21 protein-coding genes are annotated in these 24,533 nt (G+C 41.6%); 9 read left to right on the forward strand and 12 right to left on the reverse strand.

Annotated features, from left to right (window positions below):
* Positions 1 to 85: 85 nt before the first annotated feature.
* The 5 genes from CHB71_RS16810 to CHB71_RS16825 form a co-directional block, all read right to left on the reverse strand.
* Positions 86 to 796, reverse strand: coding sequence for a cell division ATP-binding protein FtsE (locus CHB71_RS16810; RefSeq protein WP_089358120.1), 711 nt, complete (start codon positions 794 to 796; stop codon positions 86 to 88).
* An 8-nt stretch (positions 797 to 804) separates the two neighbouring features.
* On the reverse strand, positions 805 to 1,008 hold the full coding sequence (locus tag CHB71_RS16815) for a fructose-6-phosphate aldolase (RefSeq protein ID WP_089358281.1): 204 nt from the start codon (positions 1,006 to 1,008) through the stop codon (positions 805 to 807).
* 51 nt (positions 1,009 to 1,059) lie between these two features.
* Positions 1,060 to 1,716 (reverse strand): fructose-6-phosphate aldolase, encoded by a 657-nt coding sequence (fsa, locus tag CHB71_RS16820; RefSeq protein WP_089358121.1) that lies wholly within the window; start codon positions 1,714 to 1,716, stop codon positions 1,060 to 1,062.
* A gap of 172 nt (positions 1,717 to 1,888) precedes the next feature.
* Positions 1,889 to 2,038 (reverse strand): hypothetical protein, encoded by a 150-nt coding sequence (locus CHB71_RS18885; RefSeq protein ID WP_179213460.1) that lies wholly within the window; start codon positions 2,036 to 2,038, stop codon positions 1,889 to 1,891.
* Positions 2,039 to 2,106: 68 nt separating this feature from the next.
* A complete protein-coding gene (locus CHB71_RS16825; RefSeq protein ID WP_089358122.1) occupies positions 2,107 to 2,751 on the reverse strand; it encodes an NUDIX hydrolase in 645 nt (214 codons plus the stop codon).
* Between the two features lie 72 nt (positions 2,752 to 2,823).
* On the opposite strand from CHB71_RS16825, the gene CHB71_RS16830 reads away from it, so the two are divergent.
* Positions 2,824 to 3,537 (forward strand): hypothetical protein, encoded by a 714-nt coding sequence (locus CHB71_RS16830; protein ID WP_089358123.1) that lies wholly within the window; start codon positions 2,824 to 2,826, stop codon positions 3,535 to 3,537.
* On the opposite strand, the gene CHB71_RS16835 is transcribed toward CHB71_RS16830, so the two are convergent.
* From CHB71_RS16835 to CHB71_RS16865, 7 genes are all read right to left on the reverse strand, one after another.
* Positions 3,522 to 4,541 carry a tetratricopeptide repeat protein gene (locus tag CHB71_RS16835; RefSeq protein ID WP_089358124.1) on the reverse strand — a complete coding sequence of 340 codons (1,020 nt, stop codon included), beginning with the start codon at positions 4,539 to 4,541 and terminating at the stop codon, positions 3,522 to 3,524. The two genes, CHB71_RS16830 and CHB71_RS16835, sit on opposite strands and share 16 nt — an antisense overlap.
* 63 nt (positions 4,542 to 4,604) lie before the next feature.
* Positions 4,605 to 5,351 (reverse strand): head GIN domain-containing protein, encoded by a 747-nt coding sequence (locus tag CHB71_RS16840; RefSeq protein ID WP_089358125.1) that lies wholly within the window; start codon positions 5,349 to 5,351, stop codon positions 4,605 to 4,607.
* Positions 5,352 to 5,436: 85 nt separating this feature from the next.
* Positions 5,437 to 5,967: a thioredoxin family protein gene (locus CHB71_RS16845; RefSeq protein ID WP_089358126.1), complete on the reverse strand. Its 531-nt coding sequence runs from the start codon at positions 5,965 to 5,967 to the stop codon at positions 5,437 to 5,439.
* A 63-nt stretch (positions 5,968 to 6,030) separates the two neighbouring features.
* Complete coding sequence (locus CHB71_RS16850) at positions 6,031 to 6,930, reverse strand: DUF4340 domain-containing protein (protein WP_089358127.1); 900 nt, start codon at positions 6,928 to 6,930, stop codon at positions 6,031 to 6,033.
* 12 nt (positions 6,931 to 6,942) lie between these two features.
* The gene (locus CHB71_RS16855) at positions 6,943 to 8,457 is read right to left on the reverse strand and encodes a GldG family protein (RefSeq protein WP_089358128.1); all 1,515 of its coding nucleotides are present in this window, start codon (positions 8,455 to 8,457) and stop codon (positions 6,943 to 6,945) included.
* A gap of 1 nt (position 8,458) precedes the next feature.
* Positions 8,459 to 9,181: an ABC transporter permease subunit gene (locus CHB71_RS16860; RefSeq protein WP_089358129.1), complete on the reverse strand. Its 723-nt coding sequence runs from the start codon at positions 9,179 to 9,181 to the stop codon at positions 8,459 to 8,461.
* Between the two features lie 4 nt (positions 9,182 to 9,185).
* The gene (locus CHB71_RS16865; RefSeq protein WP_089358130.1) at positions 9,186 to 10,109 is read right to left on the reverse strand and encodes an ATP-binding cassette domain-containing protein; all 924 of its coding nucleotides are present in this window, start codon (positions 10,107 to 10,109) and stop codon (positions 9,186 to 9,188) included.
* Between the two features lie 107 nt (positions 10,110 to 10,216).
* Here CHB71_RS16865 and CHB71_RS16870 point away from each other — a divergent pair, with 107 nt between their 5' ends.
* The 8 genes from CHB71_RS16870 to CHB71_RS16905 all read left to right on the forward strand — a co-directional run bounded on the left by CHB71_RS16870 (position 10,217) and on the right by CHB71_RS16905 (position 24,514).
* Positions 10,217 to 10,717: a metallophosphoesterase family protein gene (locus tag CHB71_RS16870; RefSeq protein WP_089358131.1), complete on the forward strand. Its 501-nt coding sequence runs from the start codon at positions 10,217 to 10,219 to the stop codon at positions 10,715 to 10,717.
* 220 nt (positions 10,718 to 10,937) lie between these two features.
* Positions 10,938 to 11,270: a PadR family transcriptional regulator gene (locus tag CHB71_RS16875; RefSeq protein WP_089358282.1), complete on the forward strand. Its 333-nt coding sequence runs from the start codon at positions 10,938 to 10,940 to the stop codon at positions 11,268 to 11,270.
* The gene (locus CHB71_RS16880) at positions 11,267 to 13,882 is read left to right on the forward strand and encodes an ABC transporter permease (protein ID WP_089358132.1); all 2,616 of its coding nucleotides are present in this window, start codon (positions 11,267 to 11,269) and stop codon (positions 13,880 to 13,882) included. Before CHB71_RS16875 ends, CHB71_RS16880 begins: the two co-directional genes overlap by 4 nt.
* A gap of 91 nt (positions 13,883 to 13,973) precedes the next feature.
* Positions 13,974 to 17,111 carry a WD40/YVTN/BNR-like repeat-containing protein gene (locus CHB71_RS16885; RefSeq protein ID WP_089358133.1) on the forward strand — a complete coding sequence of 1,046 codons (3,138 nt, stop codon included), beginning with the start codon at positions 13,974 to 13,976 and terminating at the stop codon, positions 17,109 to 17,111.
* 282 nt (positions 17,112 to 17,393) lie between these two features.
* Complete coding sequence (locus CHB71_RS16890; protein ID WP_089358134.1) at positions 17,394 to 18,287, forward strand: ABC transporter ATP-binding protein; 894 nt, start codon at positions 17,394 to 17,396, stop codon at positions 18,285 to 18,287.
* Between the two features lie 24 nt (positions 18,288 to 18,311).
* On the forward strand, positions 18,312 to 21,929 hold the full coding sequence (locus CHB71_RS16895) for a M1 family aminopeptidase (protein ID WP_089358135.1): 3,618 nt from the start codon (positions 18,312 to 18,314) through the stop codon (positions 21,927 to 21,929).
* A gap of 96 nt (positions 21,930 to 22,025) precedes the next feature.
* A complete protein-coding gene (locus CHB71_RS16900) occupies positions 22,026 to 23,963 on the forward strand; it encodes an alpha/beta fold hydrolase (RefSeq protein ID WP_089358136.1) in 1,938 nt (645 codons plus the stop codon).
* Between the two features lie 152 nt (positions 23,964 to 24,115).
* Entirely contained in the window at positions 24,116 to 24,514 is a 399-nt protein-coding gene (locus CHB71_RS16905) for a hypothetical protein (protein WP_144017469.1), read from the forward strand.
* Positions 24,515 to 24,533 lie beyond the last annotated feature (19 nt).

Consider the following 24,533-nt stretch of genomic DNA (forward strand, 5'->3'; position numbering starts at 1 on the left):
TGAAATGGATACTTCTACATTCCATCTCAAGTGAAGTGTAAAGGTACGTCTTAAAAAATGGAGTTTATAAGGACTAAAATGATCTTCAGTACCAGCCGCTCAATTCAAATTTTTCTTTAGATGAATCCAACACTCTTCCCTTTTCGCATTTGAGCACCCTGTGAGGGAATTTCTCGATGAACTTATGATTGTGTGTAGCCATCAAAACAGAAGTGCCACTATTGTTGATTTCTTCGAACAGTTTTAGAATTCCATCGCTTACATCCGGATCAAGGTTACCGGTAGGCTCATCTGCAAAAAGAATCTGTGGCTCATTGATCATAGCACGAGCTATCACTACTCTTTGTTGCTCGCCACCCGAAAGCTGATGTGGCATTTTTGCTGAGATGGCTCCTAGCCCAACTCGCATTAATACCTCAGCAATTCTATTTTTCATTTTTGCCGGGTCTTTCCACCCGGTAGCTTTCATTACAAATGTGAGATTTTCAGCAACCGAACGATCATAAAAAAGTTCAAAATCCTGAAAGATGATCCCGATTTTTCTTCTCAGAAAGGGTACTTCTTTTGATTTGATATTGCTGACATTATAACCGACCACCTCTGCATGTCCCAGTCTCAATGGTAAATCTGCGTAAAGTGTTTTCAGAAGTGAAGACTTACCACTACCAGTCCGCCCTATCAGGTAAACAAACTCGCCTTTATCTATGGTGAAATCTATTTCACTTAAGACCGTATGGTCCTCCTGAAAAATAGATGCATTGGAAACACGTACAACTGGTTCTTCGGAGAATGACATTGACTTACTTATAATTCAAGCTTTTGGAGCTTACCATAAGGCAGCTCCGCTATGAGACTTTTCAACTCTTCATCCTTGCCCTCAAGGCCAAATTTATCCATTCTTTTCAATGGACGATCCGTTCTGAAATAAGCAACCAACACAAAGTTTTGATCACGAATCTGGATATAATCGGGAATCTTGGCCTTTCCCTTGACCTTGATGATGTACATTTCTTCTAAATTAAGTAAATCTAAAGCTTCCATCACCAACTACGAATTATCTTATTTGTTTGATTTTTTATGATCCGCTAAAAATTTCTCAAGTCCAGAATCAGTCAAAGGATGTTTGAGCAATCCGGTAATAACACCAAGTGGGCATGTAGCCACATCAGCTCCAATCTCTGCACACTGGATCAGGTGCATATTGTGTCTGATGGATGCAGCCAGCACTTCGGTTTCAAAACCATAATTATCATATATCCCAACGATTTGCTCAATTAAGGCTAAACCATCCATTGAAATATCATCCAACCTTCCAATAAAAGGGGATACATAACTGGCACCAGCTTTCGCAGCAAGTATCGCCTGACCAGCGTTAAAGATCAGTGTACAATTGGTTCTGATTCCTTCTGCTGTTAATGCTGAGATCGCTTTCACACCATCTTTGATCATAGGTATTTTTACCACGATCTTGTCGTCAATTTTAGCTAACTCCTTTCCTTCAGCAACCATCTTTTCATATTCGGTAGCGATTACTTCAGCACTCACATTGTCATCTACAATATCGCAAATGTCTTTATAATGCTTTAGTACATTTGCTTGGCCTGTAATGCCCTCCTTGGCCATTAGGGATGGGTTGGTGGTTACACCGTCGAGCACGCCTAAATCTTGCGCCTCTCTGATCTCATCAAGGTTTGCTGTGTCAATGAAAAACTTCATTTGGTAGGGGTTATTGTGAAGGAAAGAAAAAATGGCAAACGAAGCATCGCACCGCTACGACCGCCTACCCTTGCTACCGTCAGGTCCTGGGGGATTCAGCAGGAGCTGGTCGTACCCGTTTGCCACTGCAAAGCTAGTAAATAGATTAGTAGGAATTAAGAAAATTTCCGGATTAGTATTCGTCGAGGTGTCGGTAAAATAAATCCTCAGATTCACCCAGAAATTTATCTGAATTATCATCCACTTCGGGCGGCATTAAATCGTCTATTCTATCATCAAAATCGGATGATTGATCGTCATGCAAATACTCAAAAATATTCATGCATCAAAAGTATCTGAGCGATCGGTATTCTACTCAAACAATCAGGTTATCCATGAATGAAATGTTTGTTACCTACTTTGCTCAAATTCTTTCAGAATCTCCACTAGCTCACCAAGCATCATTGCGGTAGCTCCCCAGACAGTCCTACCCTGCAAATCAAAATATGGACATATTAGTTTGTATCCGCTTCTTACCACTATTTCTTTCTCTTTTAGCCGTGATGGATTAATCAGGTCTTTTAGTGGTGGTGTCACAATATCATCCACCTCTCGTGGCTCAGGCACAAAAGTAGGTTTGAAATTCATCTTACCGATAACAGGTAAAACCATGTAATTACTGGCAGCAACAAAAAATTCAGATAAACTTCCAATAATTTCAATCTTGCTTTTATCCACACCAATTTCTTCTTCAGATTCTCGCAAAGCTGTTTGAATTTGATCTTTATCTTCCTCCTCATATCTTCCTCCCGGCAGGGCCATCTGACCACCATGTATACCCTCATAATCCGGTCGTTGGATTAATGCGAACCTAACAACATCATTATCAGGAAATAATAAGATAAGCACACCTCCCTTACGAGGTGGAGTGGCATGTTTCATCCGCAATGGCGCACCATTTGCCATTCGAGGCTTCATTTTTAACTGCGCATCCGCTCCCGGCATGGATTTTTGAACACGCTTCTCCAAGAATCTGGTTAGTTCATCGAAATTCATTTCGTTGCAAATTAAGCATGACAGTTTGATTTCATTTTTTAATTATATTGCTAATACACCCTAATCAAACTTATGGAAGATGTCCCTGGATATGTAGCGGGAACGTTTATTGCCATCGTTATCGCCCTACTAGGCTTTATTTATTATGCTGTGAGTTATGCAACTCCTGGAAAGAAGAATATAACATCAGCATTGGTCATTACGCTGCTTGTCGGTTGGATTTTTATTGTGTGTGTGTTGGTTTTTGAAGGATTTTACACAAACCTCTCAGGAATTCCGAGAATACCAATCACTGCAGGCATAGCATTCTCTTCTATCCTCTTTATCTTCATCATACCACGATCCAGAGCATTGATAGCCCAAATGCCGATCACGACACTTCATTATATACATATTGTAAGAATTCCACTTCAAATGGTGCTTTGGTGGCTGGCTATTTCGAAAGCTATGCCAATGGATGTCACTTTTGAAGGTTCAAACCTTGATATTATTTCTGGAATTTCGGCCCCATTCGCTGCAGTATTTTTGGTAGGGTCCAGAACTAAAAATCGAATTGGTGCAATTTTCTGGAATGTAATGTCATTGGCGCTGCTGATAATTTTTGTGAGAATGGCAATCGGGTACACGCCCTATTTCTATACGCCATCTTTATCAAATGTGGCAAATCTGGCCGTATTCTTTTTTCCATATATCTTATTGCCAACATTCATTATCCCGGTGCTGATTTTTAGTCATCTGGTATCGCTGCTTCAGCTATTTTTTAAGACCGATCAGTCACAGTACTGATTTAGCATTTGCAAGCTCGGTTTTTCATTGAGCTTGGCACCATCACTCCATGCTTTACATGCGCTACTCATATTACCTTGTTGACGGTATGCTTTCCCTAAATAATAATATAGCTCATCAATAAACTCTCCGCTTTTAATGGCTCTATTAAACATTTCAATGGATTGTGAAATTTCTCCTTTCTCCATCAGGTAAATACCTTTGTTGCGATAGGCCCATCCATTTTTGGGATAAAGTACAATGCTGCGGTTAATATCGGTTATGGCGAGATTGAGACTATCCATTTGCAAATAGATATACCCGCGATTGTTTAAAAAATAGGGTTCACCAGGAGCTAAGTCCAAGGCTCGATTAATCTCAGCCAGTGCTGATTGATAATTCTCTTTTTCTACTTCAATCATGCTTAATAGACTAAACGCGTTAGCATCATCACCTTCTAAACTTAAGGCTTGACTTACCAGCTCAGTTGCCTTTTCATTCTGCTCAAGAAAATGATAAATAGTAGCCATATTGATGATCGTTTCAGGGTTTAAAGGATTCAAACTGTCAGCTATTTGAAAACTCAACAATGCATCTTCGTATTCACGCATATTTGTTTGAACCAACCCTTCATAGAAATAGACAAAGGCCGAATCCGGAGTTAGGGTTAGGATGTGTTGAACATCCTTCAAGGCGTTCTTAAATTGACCTATTTCTTCATAGGCATATGCACGATTGAAGCGCGCATCCAAATGATCTTTTTCTATTTGAATGGCTTGATTGTAATCCAATATTGCTTCATACGGGTGATCTGATTCAATCTTAGCTACCCCTCGATTGTTCAACGCTGAAGCATACTGTGGATCTTCCTTTAGTGCCTGATCATAGTATTGAATAGCCTGATCATAGTTTTCTTGATTCAGTGCGGTATTGCCAAGATTAAAAAAACGATCTCTTCGCTCCTGTGATGTTTCACAACCAAAAAAAATAACACACAGAGCGAAAAAGAAAATGGATTTATTCATAGGGTAGAAAACAAAAAAGCCTGCACAAAGGTATGCAGGCTTTCAAGTGTTTTGTTAGTGATTTTAGGATTTCCTTACTGATCCACCACTGCTTGAATTAGCGTCTAAATAAGTTGGTGATCCTTTGTATCTAATGGTGCCACCACTACTGGCTCTGGCGTCTAGTTTGGTACTTACATTTACTTTGATTGAGCCGCCACTGCTAGCACTTACTTCAGCTTCATCACTATCCAGTTCATAACCATCATAATTACCAGAACTGCTAACTTCTACATCCTGCTTTTTTACAATGCCTTCAACTTCTATGTCACCTGCGCTGGAAACATCAGCTTCAATTTCATTTGCTTCGATACGCAATTCAGCATCACCTGCACTCGAAGCATCTATTGTCACCTCATCTGCATTTTCTATTTCTGCTCTTATATCTCCTGCACTACTCACATCAACATCAAAGTCGTTCCCTCCTGCATCAATTGATCCTTCACTTTCCAGAGATGCTGCAGAAGATGCTGAGATTGCATTTAGTGATTTATAAGTTACATACACCTTTACATCTACATTGCGATGATTATTGCCTTCAAGGTGAATTTTAAGTCTATCGCCGCTTACTTCAGTGAGTACATCTTCCAGATCAATATTATCTGATACAACTCGGGCTTCTTCTTTATTCCCTTGCTTAATGTAAACATCGATTCCCTCATGAGCCGAAATTTCTGTAAATGAAGACAAGCTTCTTGTTTCTTCTGATTGTGCAAAGGTCATCCCTGCTACAAGGACTCCAAGCATAGTTATTAGTAATGATTTCTTCATGATCTTATTTTGGTTTGAGATTAGGGTTGCTGATTTTTCAGCACCATTTAAGATAAAGATTCAGAAAAAAATCAAAGGTTGCAGATTAGAGTGAAGATTTGTGATTTTTCTTAAAATCCTCAAAGGATGTCGTCTTGAAATGATCACCGCCAATGAATAGCAAAATGGGCTCCATTTGTTCCGGCTTAAGGTATCCGGCAATTGGTTGAATTATTCTCAATTCTTCATCCATGAAAACAGTTGTAGGGTAGCTTAGCTGGTTTCTGGTAAGAGCAGCCGCCAGTTCGTGAACTCCTCTTCTACCCTGCGCTACAAAATTAAATGTGTGTCCACGAAACTCTACCGATTCCTTTTGCTCAGCATTGAACTTTACCGGATAAAAATTTTCATTGATGTAATTCGCAATCTCTGACTTGCTGTAGGTTTTCTGATCCATCACTTTGCACCAGCCACACCAATCGGTATACAGATCAATAAGGAGTTTTTTAGGTTTTTGCTCATGCAGGGCAATGGCTTCTTCAAAAGTAAGCCAATTAACTTCAGCAACTTCTGGCTGCTTCCAGCTACCTAGTAAGAGTATAAGTACAGTACTTAAAAAAATTCGTAAAATCTTCATTGTAACCTTTAACGAGACAACACCTTCTCTTGGTTCATTTCACGAATTTAATGATTTAAGAAATTAATCAGATGTCGGCAGGAAAGCATTTTTTCCCTTGAATAGCTTCGCAGCAATGGTGCTGTCATTAAATACCTCGTGTCTATTCTCTGTGGTTTGGATGATATGGGTGTCATCTTGCAGATTCCCGCTAACCATGATCTCTGGAGCATTTGTAAAAGAATAAGTAATCGTATGTGAAGGATCTGATTGCAATTCTGCGTCATAAAAATTTTTACTATTCACATAGCTTAAGCCTCTTAAATATTGCTCAACAGATGCACTGTCAGCCCTTGAATCATTGAGGTACCAATGCTCATCTTTCGTAAGGACGAATGCACTATCAGGATAATCAAATTTGATTTGCGTCAATGAATCTTTTTGCAAACGCATTAACAATCCATCTCGATAATCCACAGCTTCTTTACCTACGGATATTCCCATGAAATTATCGGCGACATATACATTTTCATCATCAAACAACCGAACAAATGTGTAGTAACTTCTCTGCCCCTCCATCCCAAAGCGGCCAATCACCAGATCAGAGGATAAATCATCTCCTTCGAAAATACGAATTCTGGTTCCTGTTGAATCAACTGCATAATCGTTCCACTTATCCTGTTTTCTGGCTGCAAGTCGACCAGGCTTTATGGTATTCAGGTTGGTTAGCAATGAAGTAATAGCACTTGATTTAGCTTGCTTAAACCCTCCACTCGGTAAGGAAACCTCCCAACCATTTTCAGATTTTTTTAGTGACACTGTTCCATCAAGTGTTACAACTTCCACCTTGGATACTTTAGCCGTGTCTATGGAAACCAGTTCATCAGCTAATGCATCACTCTTGCCGGATCGTTTTGTCAACTGAACTACTGCCAAACCGACAACCAAAACACCTAAAATGATTAACAGATTTTTAGTTTTCATCGACTCATAGATTTATTCGAAATTTCCTTGCATCCATTTTTGTTTCTTTCGCTGATTGCGAAGCTTTCTTATGAATGCGTAAATAAGTAGCAATAAAATCGGAGCAAACACATTGCTGTACTTAAGCACATTTTTGGTACTGTCTTCAATGCTTTCCAGTGGCCTGGAGGTGATTCCTTTGGTTCTCAAATCGATTAACCCGGTATCATCTGCCAGCCAGTCAATCGCATTGGAAGCAAAATTCACATGGTCCGATTGTACCTGCCTGGCTTGCTGCCCCTCACCATTTACGAAGAAATCCCCGTTTCCAACCACCACCATTTTTCCAAACCCCTGACTGACTCCTTCGGCAGCAACTGCCAAAGACTGCACACCCATCCCAAAATCATTTTGAGTCCATCGTCTTTGTATATCAATATATGATGGCGCACGCTCCACCCCTGAATTGGCTGATGTAGAAGCAATGGATGAAATACTAACGGTTGAATCATTAGCTATCGGAACGACGCTTGAGGTAAATGTGAATGTTAATTCATCCAAGCCTTTGGTCATCGGATGATCCGCAAAGTTGGTCACTCGTGGAAAGAATGGGAATTCTTTTTGGCTATTGATGGTAAAGTAACCTTGCCGTTGAGTTACGGTGATTGTAGCGCACTCTGCATCAATCACAAAATCGCTACCAAGCTTTATGCCTTTATCCTCAAGCCATTTCACTAGGCCAATATCCGGAGAGGTTGTGAGCATCCCTTGCTGAAGGTCACCCTGAACATTAGAATATGCCACAAAAATGTTTCCGCCACTACTTAAGTAGTTATCCAACTTATTAAAATGACTTTGTGGAATGGTGTCATTTGGCGCTGCAATGATGACTGCACGATAATATGATGGGATAATTTCTCCTTCCGAAATGGTATAGTTCTCGACATTATAAAGGACATTCAATTGCTGCCGAAGCTGAGGTATAGTCGAAAGACCAACCTCTCCATGGCCCTGAAGTAAGGCTATCTTTGGCTTATCTGAGATTGACAATTTCTTAACCGAAGTAGTCAGTTCATATTCCATGGCAGCACCCGGCTGGATCAAAGGAATGATTTCTTTTTTATCACCCATTTGCAACACCGCACCCATATAAGCCCGCATCTGCTCTACCCTGTCATTTTCTCTAACATTGATCATAATAGGTCCAATACCTTTCTGCTGAACTTCCTGCTCCTTGGTCTGGTCTTTATTTGGATTTACAAACTCATACACCACATTGCCGCCTGATCGCTGCTCGTATTCGATGAGCATGTCCTCAAAGTCTTTGCGATTACTCAAAAGCTGCGGAGGAAGATCTTCAGAAAAATATGCGGTAACGGTAATTACATCCTCTAAATCTTCTAAAACCTCCCGAGTCGCATCACTCAATGTATATCGCTTATCTTCAGTAAAATCCAGTCGAAGGTATAATTGGTTGGACAAGATATTCCCAACAACGACGATCGCAATTATGACCAGCAGTTGTATGATTATCGTCTGCTTTTTCATCTTACTTCCAATTTCTTTTAGACAACATGATTTGTGTTCCCAATAAGCCAATTAGGATGAGTGAAAGAAAATAAATGATATCTCTGCTATCGATCACTCCCCTACTCAATGAATCAACATGCGTGCGAATGCTTAAATAGCTAAATACCTCTCCAATAAATCCCGTGGACCCGGATCCGATCACGTCAAAAAGCATGTGAAAAAATATGCCTATGAATAGCGCTAAAAGGAACGCCACAATTTGATTTTGTGTGAGGCTGCTGGCAAAAAGACCGATACCAATGTAACTGGCTGAAAGAAATATCATGGCCAGATATCCTCCAAGCACGGCCCCATCATCTACATTACCTAGCTGCCTGATGGTGAAGTAATAAGGAATGGTGCACATCAATGCGATTCCTACAAGAATCAGGCAAGCTAAAAACTTACCTATTACGATTTGATTATCGGAAATTGCCTTTGTGATCAGTAACTCTATGGTTCCTGATTTATTTTCCTCTGCTATCATACGCATCGTAATTGCAGGAATAAAAAAGAACAAAGACCAGTATGCCACATCGTAAAACACATCCAGATTGGCCTGCCCCAACATAAAGATGTTTGTTCCAAATAACCAGGTAAATGATCCGCTGAGCCCCAGAAAGAGGATAATCATCACATAGGCTATGAGTGAATCAAAAAAGGCCGACAATTCTCGTTTCGTTATAATCCAAACTTTGCTCATCACTTTAGTTGGTTAGGTTTCTAAACACATCCTCCAGGCGAGTTTCAATGCCTGTCATTTCAAGCAAATACCATTGCTTGCTCACACAGAGATCAAACACTTCTTTTCTTGAAGAAGCATCCGGCCTGCTTTGCACCGTAAACCAATGCTCTTTTCCTTCAATGGCAGATACGGTCTCTACTGTTTTTAATCCCAGCAGTTCTTTCTGAATATCTCCTTTGGAAGCTTCAATATGTACAGTGAGTAACTCCTGTCCCTGTGCCTGTCGGCGTAAAGTTTCGGCAGTACCATCTGCAACAATTCTTCCTTTATTAATGATTAGAATACGGTCACATGTCGCTTCTACTTCTGAAAGGATATGCGAGCTAAGGATGACCGTTTTTTCCTTGCCAAGTTCCTTAATCAATTTCCTTATCTCAACGATCTGGTTAGGGTCAAGTCCAGTAGTTGGCTCATCCAAAATGAGCACCTCCGGATCGTGAATCATCGCCTGTGCCAACCCAACCCTTTGTCGGTATCCTTTGGAAAGCTCCTGGATATTCTTGTGCTTCTCAGCATTCAGACCACATTTTTCGATCATCTCACCTATGCGAGCAGGTATTTCCGATTTTTCCACTCCCTGAATCTCCGCGCTAAATCGCAGGTAATCCACAATTGGCATATCCAGGTACAGGGGATTGTTTTCAGGTAAATAGCCGATCTTTCGTTTTACCTCTTCCGGTTCAGATAAGATAGAGGCACCTTCAACGGTTACATCTCCAATGGTTGGCGCCATAAAGCAGGTGATCATTTTCATTGTCGTACTCTTACCCGCCCCATTCGGTCCGAGGAAACCGACGACCTCACCTGTATTTATTTCAAATGAGATATCATTTACAGCTTTCTGAACACCATATTTCTTGGTGAGATTCTCTACTACTATTGCCATATTTGCTAGCTTTCAAAAATCGCTGGCAAGTTTAAAAACTGAAGAAAAAAAGTTCAATAGTGAACAGCTTTGAAGCTGTTAAAATTTGTTAACGCCTAATCTTTAAAATGAAAATAGGACTCCTTTCAGATACGCACGGCTACATTGATCCCAAAATTTTCAAATACTTTGAACAGGTTGATGAAATCTGGCATGCCGGAGACATTGGCACTATGGAAGTGTTGGAAGAACTTCAAAAATTCAAACCTACGATAGCTGTTTGGGGAAATATTGATGGTGGCAAACTAAGACAGGAATGCAAAGAAGGAGAAATTTTTGAAAGAGAAGGTGTCAGAGTACTCATCACACATATAGCGGGCAAACCGCCAAAATATAATAAAAAGGTGCTATCCTATGTGAAACAATATCAACCTAAGCTACTGGTTTGTGGGCACTCCCACATTTTGAAGGTAATGCCTGATAAACAAAATAATCTGCTATTCATGAATCCGGGTGCTGCTGGTAAGCATGGATTTCATAAAGTAAAAACCTTGCTAAGATTCGATTTGGAAGCGGGAGAAATTAAAAATCTGGAGGTGGTAGAATTGGGACCAAGGGCGAAAGCTTAAAATCCATTCATCCCAATCCCTATTCCCTTGGGAGGCTTCTAGCAGGAAGCCGAGTCATGGGAATCTTCTAATTAATTCCAAAGTCCCATTCCTTTGTCGTTCGCAAGGGAATACTGAGACAAAAATGTTTTCAAAATGCAACCTTTCTTTTTTTCAATTGTATTTGATTTACATTTATGAATGAAACAAGTATCGCGAAAAGCGAAAATGTGCGATGAAGATTAAATCATATCAATTGGGGGAACTAGAGGAACTAGTACTAATGATCGTTGCTATCCTTAATGAAGAAGCATATGGAGTCAAGGTGATGGATGAAATCCAAAACCAGATTGGCCGGAAGGTTAACATAAGTGCTGTCCACACAGTACTGGATCGCCTTGAAAAAAAGGATTTTGTTTCCTCCTATATGGGAGGTGCAAGTGCTGAACGAGGTGGTAGAAGAAAGCGATTATTTAAAGTAACAGCCGAAGGCTCGAAAGCGATCACCTATGTGCATCAAACAAGAAATGAGCTTTACAACCAAATTCCCAAAACGATTTTAGGATACGGATGAAAAAGCATACTCCACCAAAATGGGCCCTAAAGTTTCTTCAGTTTTTCTACAAAGAAAAATACCTGGAGCAGATCGAGGGGGACTTGTATGAGCTCTTTGAACGAGATGGAGCCACCAGAAAAGCCAGGAGAAGATTTGGATGGAATACCGTTCGCTTTTTCAGATTAAGATATTTAAAAGGACTAGAAGATTTTGAACAATTAACCACTCTTGCCATGATCAAGAATTATTTAAAAGTTGCTATTAGAACCCTGATCAGACAGAAGTCTTATGCGGGGATAAATATTGCAGGACTAGCCATAGGCCTTGCCTCATGTCTCCTTATTATGATGTATGTATTTCATGAGCAGAGCTATGATACCTTTTATCCTGAAGGTGAGCGTGTATACAGGGTAGCAAATGGTGAGCGTGGAAGATACACACCGGAGCTGCTGGCTAAAACAATGATGGAGGAATATCCACAGGTGGAAGCTACAACTCGAATTAGTGGGCTTTGGGAGTCTCATTTTCAAATAGGTAACCAAAGTTTTTTTCAAGGCGGATCTGCTTGGGCTGATGAAAACATCTTCAAGGTTTTTCAAATGGAGTTTGTAAGTGGAAATCCAGAAAGCGCAATCAATGGGCCCGAGGATTTGGTACTCACGGAATCCTTAGCTAAGAAATTTTTTCCGGGCGAATCGGCCATAGGAAAAACCATTGTTGTTGATGGAAACAATATGAAGGTGACTGCTGTGGTGAAGGATCCGCCTAAAAACACTCACTTTCCATTCAAATTTATTGGGCGAGTTTGGGACAATGTATCAGCCAATCAAAACTGGACAGGAAACAATTTCTGGACGTATGCTAAAATTCAGCCTGGCATCACAAGTCAGGAAATGAATAATAAGCTGGTAAGTCTTTACGAAAAATATGTAGGTCCACAATTAATTGCGTATTCCGGGCATGCTACATTCGAAGATCTGGTGGAAGAATATCCGGATCGGATCTACGGATTTACGCTCCACCCATTAAGAGAAATCCATCTGGAGAATCCGCATTTTTCAATGGGTGCCAGAGGAGACAAAAAAAATGTAGTCGTCTTTTCAATGGTCGCTTTATTCATTCTGCTAATCGCATGTGTTAATTACATTAATATGGCTACAGCCAGATCTGCAGTGAGATCCAAAGAAGTAGGAATTAGAAAAGCGCTTGGCTCTTATCGAAAAAATATCATTTCACAGTTCTTAATAGAATCGATCCTGATCACTTTTCTCGCAATCATATTAGCGGTGATTATATCCGTCTTTTCACTCCCCTATTTCAATCAGCTTACTGGCAGGGCTTTTGAAATATCCGACCTCTTCTCACTAACCAATATCATTTCCATACTCGTTATTCTATTTATCGTTGGTTTATTGGCTGGAGGATACCCAGCCTATATCATTTCCAACTTCACGCCTTTGAAAGCGCTTAGAGGTCAAATGCAGCAAGCAGGGAAAAAAGGCTTGCGGAGCGGGTTAGTAGCTTTTCAATTTGCCATCTCGATCTTCCTTGTAGCTGCAACATCTGTCATTTTTAAGCAGGTGATGTTTATGCAGTCTCAGGATCTCGGTATCAATACAGAACAGACACTCGTGATAAACAATGGAAGACAGCTTGGAGAAAAGTACGATGTTTTCAAGAATGAATTGGAAGGACTTGCAGACATTGAAGTAGTTTCCAAATCGAGCCATATTCCTTTCCATGGATCGAGTGACTGGACGTACCAGGTTCCAAATGAAGATAACAGACGCATTGCACCTAATAATGGGTTTGCATCTCCGGACATGGAAAAAGTCCTTGGACTGGAAATTGTAAATGGACGCTTTTTTGAGCATAACAGAGTTTCTGACAGTGCAACTGTCGTTATCAATGAATCACTTGTGGAAGAGCTGGGCTGGGAAGATCCGCTAGGCAAAGAATTGCAAAGACCGGGTGGTCACACCTATCAGGTGATTGGTGTAATGAAAGATTTCAACTATGCCTCTTTGAAAAGTGAGATCGATCCATTGATATACAGATACGGTCCGATTAATTCAGAGGTTGGCATGTTTCATCAGGCGTATGTTTTAGCGAAGGTGAACACTTCAGATATTCTGAACACGCTCAATCAAGTAGAGAAAAAATGGAATGAGCATGTTCCAGGTTATCCTTTTGATGGCCATTTTCTGGATGATTCCTATCAAAAGCAGTACGAGAGCGAATTGAAGTTTGGTCAGGTATTCACTACATTTTCCTTTTTGGCGATCATCATTGCACTCTTAGGTCTGTTCGCACTTACGACTTTCGTTCTGCAAAAACGATTCAAAGAAATAGCTGTAAGAAAAGTACTGGGGGCTACAGTACCTTCACTTCTTCGGATGATGATCAAAGACTTTACCCGTCTGGTGATTATTGGTGGAGCTATAGGAATCTCGGGCGCATTTTATTGGCTCAGCTCCTGGCTGGAAGGATATAGTTACCGAATAGAGCTTTCATGGTATCTATTGATAGTACCCATTATCCTGATTCTATTACTTACATGGGCAGTTGTGAGTGCTAAATCCTATAGGGCCGCAGTAGCTAATCCTGCCAATGCATTGAAAGAGGAATGACCGTTTAAATAAGCATAAACGAAGCTGATCACTTTGCCGAAAGCAAAGTGATCAGCTCTTTGTATCTTCATAATTCTAACCTAATTAGATTATGAAGAAACTCCTGACTTTAACCATTCTGGTACTTTCCGTCCTGGCCTTAGATGCCCAAAAGAAAAAAACCAAATCAAACGACACCAATAAAATAGACGCTTCGCTGTATGAGGGGCTCAAATGGCGAAATATTGGACCGACCCGGGGGGGACGAAGTGTCGCATCATGCGGTGTGGTAAATGATCCCATGACCTACTACATGGGGACAACCGGAGGTGGTATCTGGAAAACAACCGATGGTGGTATCAACTGGAAAAACATCTCAGATGGCCAGCTGAAAACAGGAACCGTTGGTGCAATCTCCGTTTCAGAATCTGATCCGAATGTCATCTATGCAGGAATGGGCGAACATGCCGTACGAGGAGTCATGACCTCCAGCGGGGATGGTGTATACAAAAGTACCGATGCGGGAAAAACCTGGAAACACATGGGGCTGGATAAGTCCATGCATATTTCTGATGTAGTCATCCACCCTAGCAATCCGGATATCATTTATGTTTCTGTTCAGGGTGCATTGTATGGTCCTTCGAGTGAACGAGGTATTTACAAATCCATCGATGGTGGTGGCAATTGGAGTAAAGTTTTGTTCGTGGACAACCGTACGGGAGCTTCTTCCCTATCCATGGACATGACCAACCCTCGTATCCTCTATGCAGCCATGTGGGATCATCAGCGGTACCCATGGACTGTAAGATCGGGTGGCCCGGGATCGGGACTTTACAAGTCAGTAGATAGTGGAGAAAACTGGGAGAAAATGGAGGAAGGATTGCCTGAAGAGTTTGGGAAAGCGGGCATTTCCGTTTCACGAGCGAACCCGGAAAAAGTCTTTGCCATCATCGAAGCTGAAGGAAGTAAAAGTGGATTATATCGATCCGATGATGCTGGGAAAAAGTGGACGCAGATAAATAAAGACCGTGTCCTTATTACTCGTTCGTGGTATTACATGGAAGTATTTGCCGATCCACAGGATGAGAATAAGGTCTTTGTGCTCAATGCGCCTGTCATGAAATCCATCGATGGTGGTAGAAGTTTTTCCAATGTTTCTGTTCCTCATGGGGACAATCATCACCTGTGGATCAACCCAACCAACAACCAACTGATGATCAACTCCAATGACGGTGGAGCGAATGTCTCGTTTAATGGAGGCAATAGCTGGTCGACACAAGAAAATCAACCAACCGCTCAGTTTTACCGGGTTATCACCGATGATCTGGTTCCCTACAATGTGTATGGTGGTCAGCAGGACAATTCTGCTATTTCCATTCCAAGTCGTACGAATGGTTGGGGCATTGGCTGGAAAGACTGGTATTCTGTGGCAGGGTGTGAAAGTGCTTACCTAGCATTTGATCCCAAAAACCCTGAGGTTATCTATGGTGGCTGCTATCAGGGAATCATCGAACGATGGGAAAAATCGACTGGAGAAGGAAAGCCCATTATGCAGTATCTCGAACAACGATTGAGTGGCATGCCAAAAGACTTTAGCCATCGCTTTAACTGGAATGCACCGATTGTGGCCTCTCCGCATGATCCAAATACCATTTACCATGCGGGTAATGTGGTTTTCAAAACTACGGATGGTGGCCTCACCTGGAACACCATTTCTCCTGATCTGACAAGAAATGACACCACCAAACAAGGGCCGGGCGGCATACCATTTACCAACGAAGCGGCCGGTGGAGAGAATTACAACACGATCATGTACTTAGCCGCCTCTCCACATGAAAAGGGAGTGATTTGGGTTGGGTCTGATGATGGTCTGGTGCATATCACAAAGGATGAAGGAGCAAACTGGACCAACGTGACTCCAAAAGGACTTCAGGAAGGCATCATCAACTCAATTGAAGTGTCACCGCATGATCCGGCAACAGCGTATATCACTGTGATGCGATATAAATTCAATGACCTCACGCCACTGGTTTTCAAAACCAAGGATTATGGTGCATCATGGACGAAGATCACGGACGGATTCGATGATCCGAATGGCTTTCCACGTGTGGTGCGCGAAGACCCAAAAGTGAAAGGCCTACTTTATGCAGGCTCTGAAACCGGACTTTATGTATCACCGGACGATGGAGCAAACTGGTCAAAACTTCAATTAAACCTACCCATCGTGCCAATCAATGACCTTACCATCCGTCAAAATGACCTGGTGGCAGCCACGGCAGGACGATCATTCTGGATATTGGATGACTTGAGTGCTATTCAGGGAACCTTAGGAAAAGAAAAGAAAAACGGTGCGGTGTTCACCAAAGAAAATCATTACAGAATCCTGGGTGGCAGTGCGCCGCTTGAAGCCGGAAAAAACCCTCCTTCGGGAGTGACTTTTGATTATTTCCTAAGTGAGGAATTACCGGATAGCGTTGAGCTGAAAGTTGAAATTCTGGAAGGTGATCAGGTGATCAGAAGCTATTCCAGTCAAAAAGATGAATCATATAAGACGTTTCAGGGTGGCCCACCTGCTCCACAAGTATTGCCCGTCAAAAAAGGCATCAATCGATTTACCTGGGACTTCAAACGGGAGACGCTTCCGGCAGTGGATGGGGTGTTCTCTTTTGGTGATTACACCGGATCAAGAGTCGCTCCGGGAACCTACAGCATCAGACTTTTGACAATTGAAGACACCATAACTACTCAGGTGAATACCCTGCAAGTACCCGGTCAGGAATATGCTAAAACCGATTGGGATGCTCAGCAAAATATGCTCACAGCTATTGAGGACATGGTTCGTGACATGCACGAAAGTGTGAATACCATGCGTTCAGGAAAGTCACAACTTCAGGCCTATCAGAAAAGGCTGAAAGACATGGAGGAAGCCAAGGACTTGCTGGATACCGCGAAAGCGCTGGTTCAGAAAATAGAAGATTGGAAAAATGAACTCATCCAACCAAAGCAAGAGACTTTTCAGGATGTGATCAACTTCCAGAATAAGCTCAACAGTCAGCTGATGAGCTTGAAATCGTTCATTGATGTAGCTGATCCACGGTTGACGCAGGGAGCTAAAGAACGCTTTGACGACCTGAAACAGGAATGGAAATCGTATGCTGATCGCAGGAATGAACTAATCAATGTTGAGTTAAGAGCATTCAACGATTTGTATAAGAAACTCGATTTGCCGGCCATTATCCTTGAAGATTGATGAAAAGCTTAACCTAAGTAATTAAGCCTTCTGTATTCATTTCAGAAGGCTTTTTTAATTTATTAAGAAAGTGAATCGCCCACACCTCGGTTCGTGTCTTCACGAAACGAAATGAATATTGCTGTAAGGCGGAAGAAAGTGAATCGCTAATTATCTGTTCCCCTGATCACACAACCCTCCTGATTAACCACTTATCATTTCATGTAACCCCGGAACACTAAAATGAAATAAATTGATACCTATTGACCTCCATGTGCATCTATTAAAAAACAATCCAACCAAATGAATTTATTGATTAAAAACCTATCCAAGACCTACTCCAACGGGGTAAAGGCACTTAATGATGTATCACTCGACATTCCAACTGGCATGTTCGGACTGCTTGGCCCAAATGGTGCAGGCAAATCCAGCCTCATGCGGACCATCGCCACCTTACAAGAACCGGACTCTGGCAGTATTATGCTTGGTGACCTGGATGTATTGCGTGAGAAAGATGAAGTACGAAAGATCCTTGGATACCTACCTCAGGAGTTTGGGGTCTACCCGAAAGTATCAGCAGAAGTCCTACTGGATCATTTAGCTGTGCTAAAGGGAGTGTCTAACAACAAAGAACGCAAAGAGCTGGTAGAGAGCCTTCTACACAAAACCAACCTGTGGCAGTCCAGAAAGAAAAATTTAGGTGGCTATTCCGGCGGAATGAAACAACGATTCGGGATCGCTCAGGCCTTACTCTCAAATCCAAAACTGATTATTGTAGATGAGCCTACAGCTGGTCTCGATCCGGCAGAAAGAAATCGATTCTTAAACCTGCTTAGTGAGCTTGGAGAAAACACCGTTGTGATATTGAGCACCCACATCGTGGATGATGTGAAGGAACTATGTACGAGCATGGCCATCATCAATTTGGGAACCGTGCTCTATCAGGGAAGCCCAGCCAAAGCACTTGAAGAAGTTGAGGGTCGGGTTTGGAAGAAAAAGATTGAAAAAGCAGAGCTGGAGCAATACCAAAATGATTTTACGGTCATCTCTGATCGTTTGATTGCAGGGAAGCCTGAGATACATGTACTTTCAGATGCTAACCCTGACGGTTCGTTCGATCCTGTGGAAGCAGATCTGGAAGATGTGTATTTCTCACACATTTTATCGTCTACTCAACAAGAAGCGGTACCGGCCTAATTCACAACCCTAAATTTTAAAATCATGTGGTTTAAAATATTAAAATTCGAACTTCAGTATCGTAAAAAGAGACCGGCGACCTATATCTACTTTGCCATTCTCTTCCTCATGGCCGTTTTGACCATGAGTACGGATATCATACAAGTAGGTGGTGGATCAGGACTAGTTAAAGAAAACTCTCCTACTACAATTGCAAACATGATGGCGATTCTTTCAGGTATCATGATGATGATCACCTCCGCCATTATGGGAGTGGCTGTTTTAAGGGACTTTGAGCACAATACAGAGTCCATGCTCTTTACCACCCCCATTTCAAAATTCGATTATCTGCTGGGCAGGTTTCTGGGATCTTTCATCGTCGTATTGTTTGTCTTTGGGGGAATGATGCTAGGGTTTATGTTGGGTGAGCTTTTCAATCCGGATAAGGATAAAATGCTCCCATTCAACTTTTATCACTACGTCCATCCTTTTATTACCATCGTACTTGCCAACCTGTTTTTCACCAGTGCGCTATTCTTTGTGACAGGTGCACTTTCCAGAAAAATGGTAACGGTTTATGTACAGTGGATCTTGCTTTTTGCTGTCTATCAAATTGCTCTGATTCTAACCAGAGAAGTTGACAACAGGGATTTAGCAGCACTTATCGATCCATTTGCAATCCGAACAATTGCAAACAAAATTCAGTATTGGACGGTAGCAGAGCAGAATAGCATGGTCGTCCCATTTGATGGAGTGGTGATGTGGAACAGACTCATGTGGATGGGGATAGGATTACTTACACTCATAATTGGGTATTTCTCCTTCAGCTTCAATGTGGTCCGAAAGTCTTGGTTCAAGAAAAAGGCCGCTAAGGCGGAAAGTGCTTCCAAAACAAGCGTTTCTATACCATCGGTAAGCTTCAATTTTGGATTCAGCACTTACCTACTTCAGCTAAGAAAGCAAACCTGGTTTTACTTCAAGTCAGTGATTAAAAGTGTGCCTTTCCAGGCCATCATCGTCTTTGGTATGTTCCTGATGGTGGTGAATTCCTTTTTCGTTGGTCGGGTATTCGGCACCTACACCTACCCTACCACCTATTTGATGATCGAATTAATAACCAATTCATTTAGCCTGTTCTTCCTTATTATCCTTGTTTTCTATTCCGGAGAACTGGTTTGGAGGGAACGTGATGTCAAAATCAACCTGATACAGGATGCCTTGCCCATGCCTGACTTTATAAGCCTCGTTAGTAAGTTCATCGGATTGATATTGGTCTTTGTGATACTCAATCTAATTCTGATTGGGTCAGGAGTACTCATACAAGCAGCCAAGGGATATTATAAGTTTGACCTGCCCGTGTACTTCTATACGCTATTCACGGAGACTTTTTCTTTTGTGATTTTATTCTCTCTGCTGGCATTCTTCGTCCAGGTGATGGTCAACAATAAGTTTCTTGGACATGCGGTTGTCATTGTGTTTTTCATTGCCACAGGAGTGCTAGACCTCCTGGGACTGGAACACAGTCTGTTCCAATTTGGTAGCGCCAGCTTAGGCACTTACTCAGAGATGAACGGCTATGGTCACTTCGTAAAAAGCTTCTCCTGGTTTGATCTGTACTGGCTTGCATTCAGCATCTTCCTTTTTGGAGTGGCTGTTGTCTTTGCCGTAAGAGGATCAGAGGCTGCCATGAAGTGGAGATGGCACATAGGCAAAATGAGATTATCAAGGCCTATTCTAACGCTCATCATTACGACGTTCCTAACATTCGTCATGTCAGGATGCTACATTTTCTACAATACCAATATTGAAAATACGTATCGAAATTCAGATGATCAAGAAGCACTACAAGCTGATTATGAACGTACGCTTAAAAAATATGAGTTTGTAAAACAGCCAAAAATCACATCAATTAAGGTGAAATCTGAGTTGTATCCGTCTGATCGCGATTACAGTATGGAAGGCACATACACACTCAAAAATTTTGAAGAGCAACCAATTGATAGTATCCATTTGCAGCTTGGTCTGGATGAAGACCTGACGTATGAAACGGTGACTTTTAGCAGGCCTACTACAATTGTGGAGAGCTATGATGAATATCGCTACTACATCCATAAACTTGATAATCCGCTGATGCCGGGAGATTCGATTACCATGGATTTCAAATATGTTTTTGACACCAAAGGTTTCAAAGAATCAGGTTCGAATACGAGCATTGTGTTTAATGGTACATTCTTGAATAATGGCAGCTTTCCAAGTCTTGGCTATAATGCCGGGAATGAATTAGGAACAGACGATGATCGAAAAGATAATGACCTGGAGCCAAAGGATCGAATGATGAAACGAGATAATCCAATTGGTTTAAGACAAGGCTTCATTAGTGATGATTCGCATGGTGTTGATTTCGAAATCATTGTTGGCACTGTGCCGGACCAGATCGCTGTTGCGCCCGGTTATCTGCAAAGAGAGTGGGAAGAAAATGGTCGTCGCTACTTCCATTACAAAATGGATCAACCAATGATGCCGTTTTTCAATATCGTTTCAGCGCGATACGAAGTTGTGAGGGATATGACCACAATCAATCTGACAGATTCTACAACTCGGGACATCAACCTTGAAATATACTATCATGAAGGTCACGAATACAACCTTGAAAGTATGATGAAAGGAATGAAAGATTCTTTCAAATACTTTTCGGAGAACTTCAGCCCCTATCAGTATCGTCAGATGCGCATTCTGGAATTTCCAAGGTATGCTTCCTTCGCTCAGTCATTTGCTAACACTGTTCCTTTCTCAGAAGCCATCGGGTTTATGGTGAAAATAGAGGAAGAAGATGATGTAGACGTCACCTATTTTGTGACGGCTCATGAATTGGCACATCAGTGGTGGGGACACCAGCTAACCCCTGGCAATGTGCAGGGAAGTGCCGTGTTGTCAGAGACACTTTCTCAGTATTCTGCCCTGATGGTGATGAAGCAAGCTTACCCACAGGAGCATTTGAAGGAATTCCTGAAGGAAGAACTGAATCGATATTTGCGCGGAAGAACCACAGAGCAGAAAAAGGAAATGCCTTTAGCTCTGGCTGAAAATCAATCATACATTCACTACGGTAAGGGTGCCAATATTATGTACGCACTTCAGGATTATATAGGTGAGGATAGCATCAATGTAGCCCTTCGTCGACTAGTGGAAAAATGGGGGCCTGGCACCATCGAACGAAATGGCCGCTACGCAACAACCATTGATCTGATTGGATACCTGAGAGAAGTTACGCATGACAGTTTGCAAAATGTAATCACTGACTTTTTCGATAAGATCATTCTTTATGAAAACAAAGTGAATACTGCTTCATTTACTGAAAATTCTGAGAGTGATTATCTGGTAAGCATTGATTTAAGTACGAAAAAGATGCAGTCAGATAGCCTGGGAAGATCCGAGCAAGTCGCAATCGATGATTGGATAGATGTAGGGATTTACTCTGAAGATGAGAACGGTGATGAAAAGCTCATTTATATGCGGAAACATCGATTCACTAATGAGGAAACTTCGTTGGAAATCAGCGTTGACAAAAAACCTTCTTCGGCAGGAATAGACCCATTGAATAAATTGATTGATCGCAATCCGGATGATAATACGAAACGTGTTTCGCTGGAGGAAGCATCATAGCAAATATTTAGAAAAGCAAACCTCATAATGGCTTGCCTTTCTCTTCTATTCACATGAGGATTATTAAATTGTACTTAAACAAACCAACCAAACACCATGAAATCACTCAACAAAATCTTTGCGGTCATTGTATTGGCGGCATGTTCGGCACCCAAAGAGGAAGCTCCTGAAGTGCCGAAGTACACCATTGCTCAATTCTATGAAAATGTAAGCATTGGTGGAGGAAGTTTCTCCCCTGACGAATCAAAACTGTTGATCAACAGCAATGAGACAGGCATTTTCAATGCGTATGAAATAGACATTGCGACAGGAGAAAAAACACAACTAACAAACTCTACCGAAGAGTCCTATTTCGGTCAGACCTACTTTCCAAATGATGATCGATTCATCTTTTCATTTGACGAAGGTGGAAATGAAAACTACAAGGTGTTTATGATGAGTCAGGAAGGCCAACCCAAAGACTTAACGCCTGGAGACAGTATAAGAAACGGCTTTTGGGGCTGGAGCCGCGATGAACAAAGCATGTATTTAACATCTAATAAAAGAGACCCTCGCTACATGGATATCTATGAAATGCAGATATCATCTGTAGATGATGAAATGCCGGTTAGCGAAATCATTTATCAAAACAATGATGGTCTGGATGTTGGAGCTATTTCTCCTAATGAACGATTCTATGCACTGACAGAGGCGATTACAAGTGCCGACGGAAAAATGTATTTATATGACAGAGAATCAGGTGAGAAAACAGATATCTCCTTGCATGAAGGTGACGCTACTTATAACCCTCAGTTTTTCAGTTTAGACAATTCGAGCCTGTATTACACCACCGACGAAGGATCTGATTTTGTCTACCTGGCCAAAAGAGATTTAGAATCTGGGGAGGTGTCTACAGTATTTGAAACAAACTGGGACGTATGGTATGCTTACGACTCCTGGAATGAAAAGTACCGTGTGATTGGCATTAATCAAGATGCAAAGACCGTGGTGAAAGTCATCAATCAGGAAACCGGCGAAGAAGTGAATATGCCCGAAATAGAAGGAGGCAGCATTTCTTCTGTCAATATCTCAAAAAGTGAAACACTAGCTCGACTAACAGTGAGCACGTCCGCATCTCCAAGCAACATTTATGTCTACAACTTCGAAACAGAGGAATTGAAAAAAATGACGAATACACTCAATCCTGAGATTGATGCAAATGATCTGGTTGAAGGCCAGGTGGTTCGCTACAAATCTTTTGACGGATTGGAAATCCCGGCGATCTACTACCAACCCAAACAAGCCACGGCTGACAATAAAGTACCAGCACTTGTATGGGTACATGGTGGACCCGGAGGCCAGTCCAGACTTAGCTATTTCGCATTGATCCAGTATTTAACCAATCATGGATATGCGATTCTAGCCGTAAATAACCGCGGAAGTAGTGGTTACGGGAAGGAATTCAATCATCTGGATGACAAAAACCATGGCGATAAAGACCTAAAAGATTGTGTCGCAGGTAAAGACTTCTTTGCTTCCACTGGTGTGGTTGACATGGAGAAAATCGGCATCATTGGCGGATCGTATGGAGGATATATGACCATGGCAGCTCTTGCCTTTGAACCTGAAGCTTTCGATGTAGGGGTTAATATTTTTGGAGTAACCAACTGGCTGAGAACATTGAAATCAATTCCTCCATATTGGGAAAGCTTCCGTAAGGCACTCTACGATGAGCTTGGTGATCCTACAACAGAAGACTCTGTCAGGCTGTATGAAATCTCTCCACTCTTTCATACGCAAAATGTGACCAAGCCCCTCATGGTGCTTCAGGGTGCCAATGACGTGCGCGTATTGCAGGTGGAGTCAGATGAAATTGTAGAAGGAGTACGCGCCAACGGTGTACCTGTAGAATATGTCATCTTCGATGACGAAGGTCACGGTTTCCGTAAGAATGAAAATGCCATTGAGGGGTATGGAAAGATCAAAGTATTTCTGGATAAATACCTGAAGGGAGAAGCTACCAGCGAGGAGTCAACACAAGCAAGTTCACTTTGATAAAGTATTGAGAAATGAATAAAAAGGGTGGCATGTGCTATCCTTTTTTTGTTTGATTGCTTCATTAGGTTCTTATCGAATCTCGATTGAGTTCACACTAACTCTTGAATGAATAACTTTGTCAAAGTTCAATCCTGTCAAATCAGCAATCAATGAATAAAATACTCGCTAGTCTTGCGACAAGTCTATTATTATGCAGTTGCATGAGTCAAAAACAAACACAAGCTTTTGAAGCTATCAAATTTGGAACCGCTGGAGGTTTTACGGGAAAAGCAACCGGGCATCAAATACTTTTAATTGACGGGAGTGTCAGGCCTATAGAAGGAGAAAGAAGTTTAGAAAACCTGTCGGAGAATGAAGTAGAGCTACTAGCTCAGCAAATCGAAGATGTTATTGATATGTCCTATGATGAGCCTGCCAATATGTACAAGTTCATTGAAATTATTACATCCGGAAAAGATACAATTAGGTTTCGATGGGGAGTAAATGATGAAGCCCCACCAAAAATTGAAAACTTGTTTAAGAGTCTAACAAGTCTGACCAGTAAATAAAAAAGCCGATCATATCTGA

Origin of the sequence: Ekhidna lutea, assembly GCF_900188325.1 — a bacterium.
GTDB classification, from domain to species: domain Bacteria; phylum Bacteroidota; class Bacteroidia; order Cytophagales; family Cyclobacteriaceae; genus Ekhidna; species Ekhidna lutea.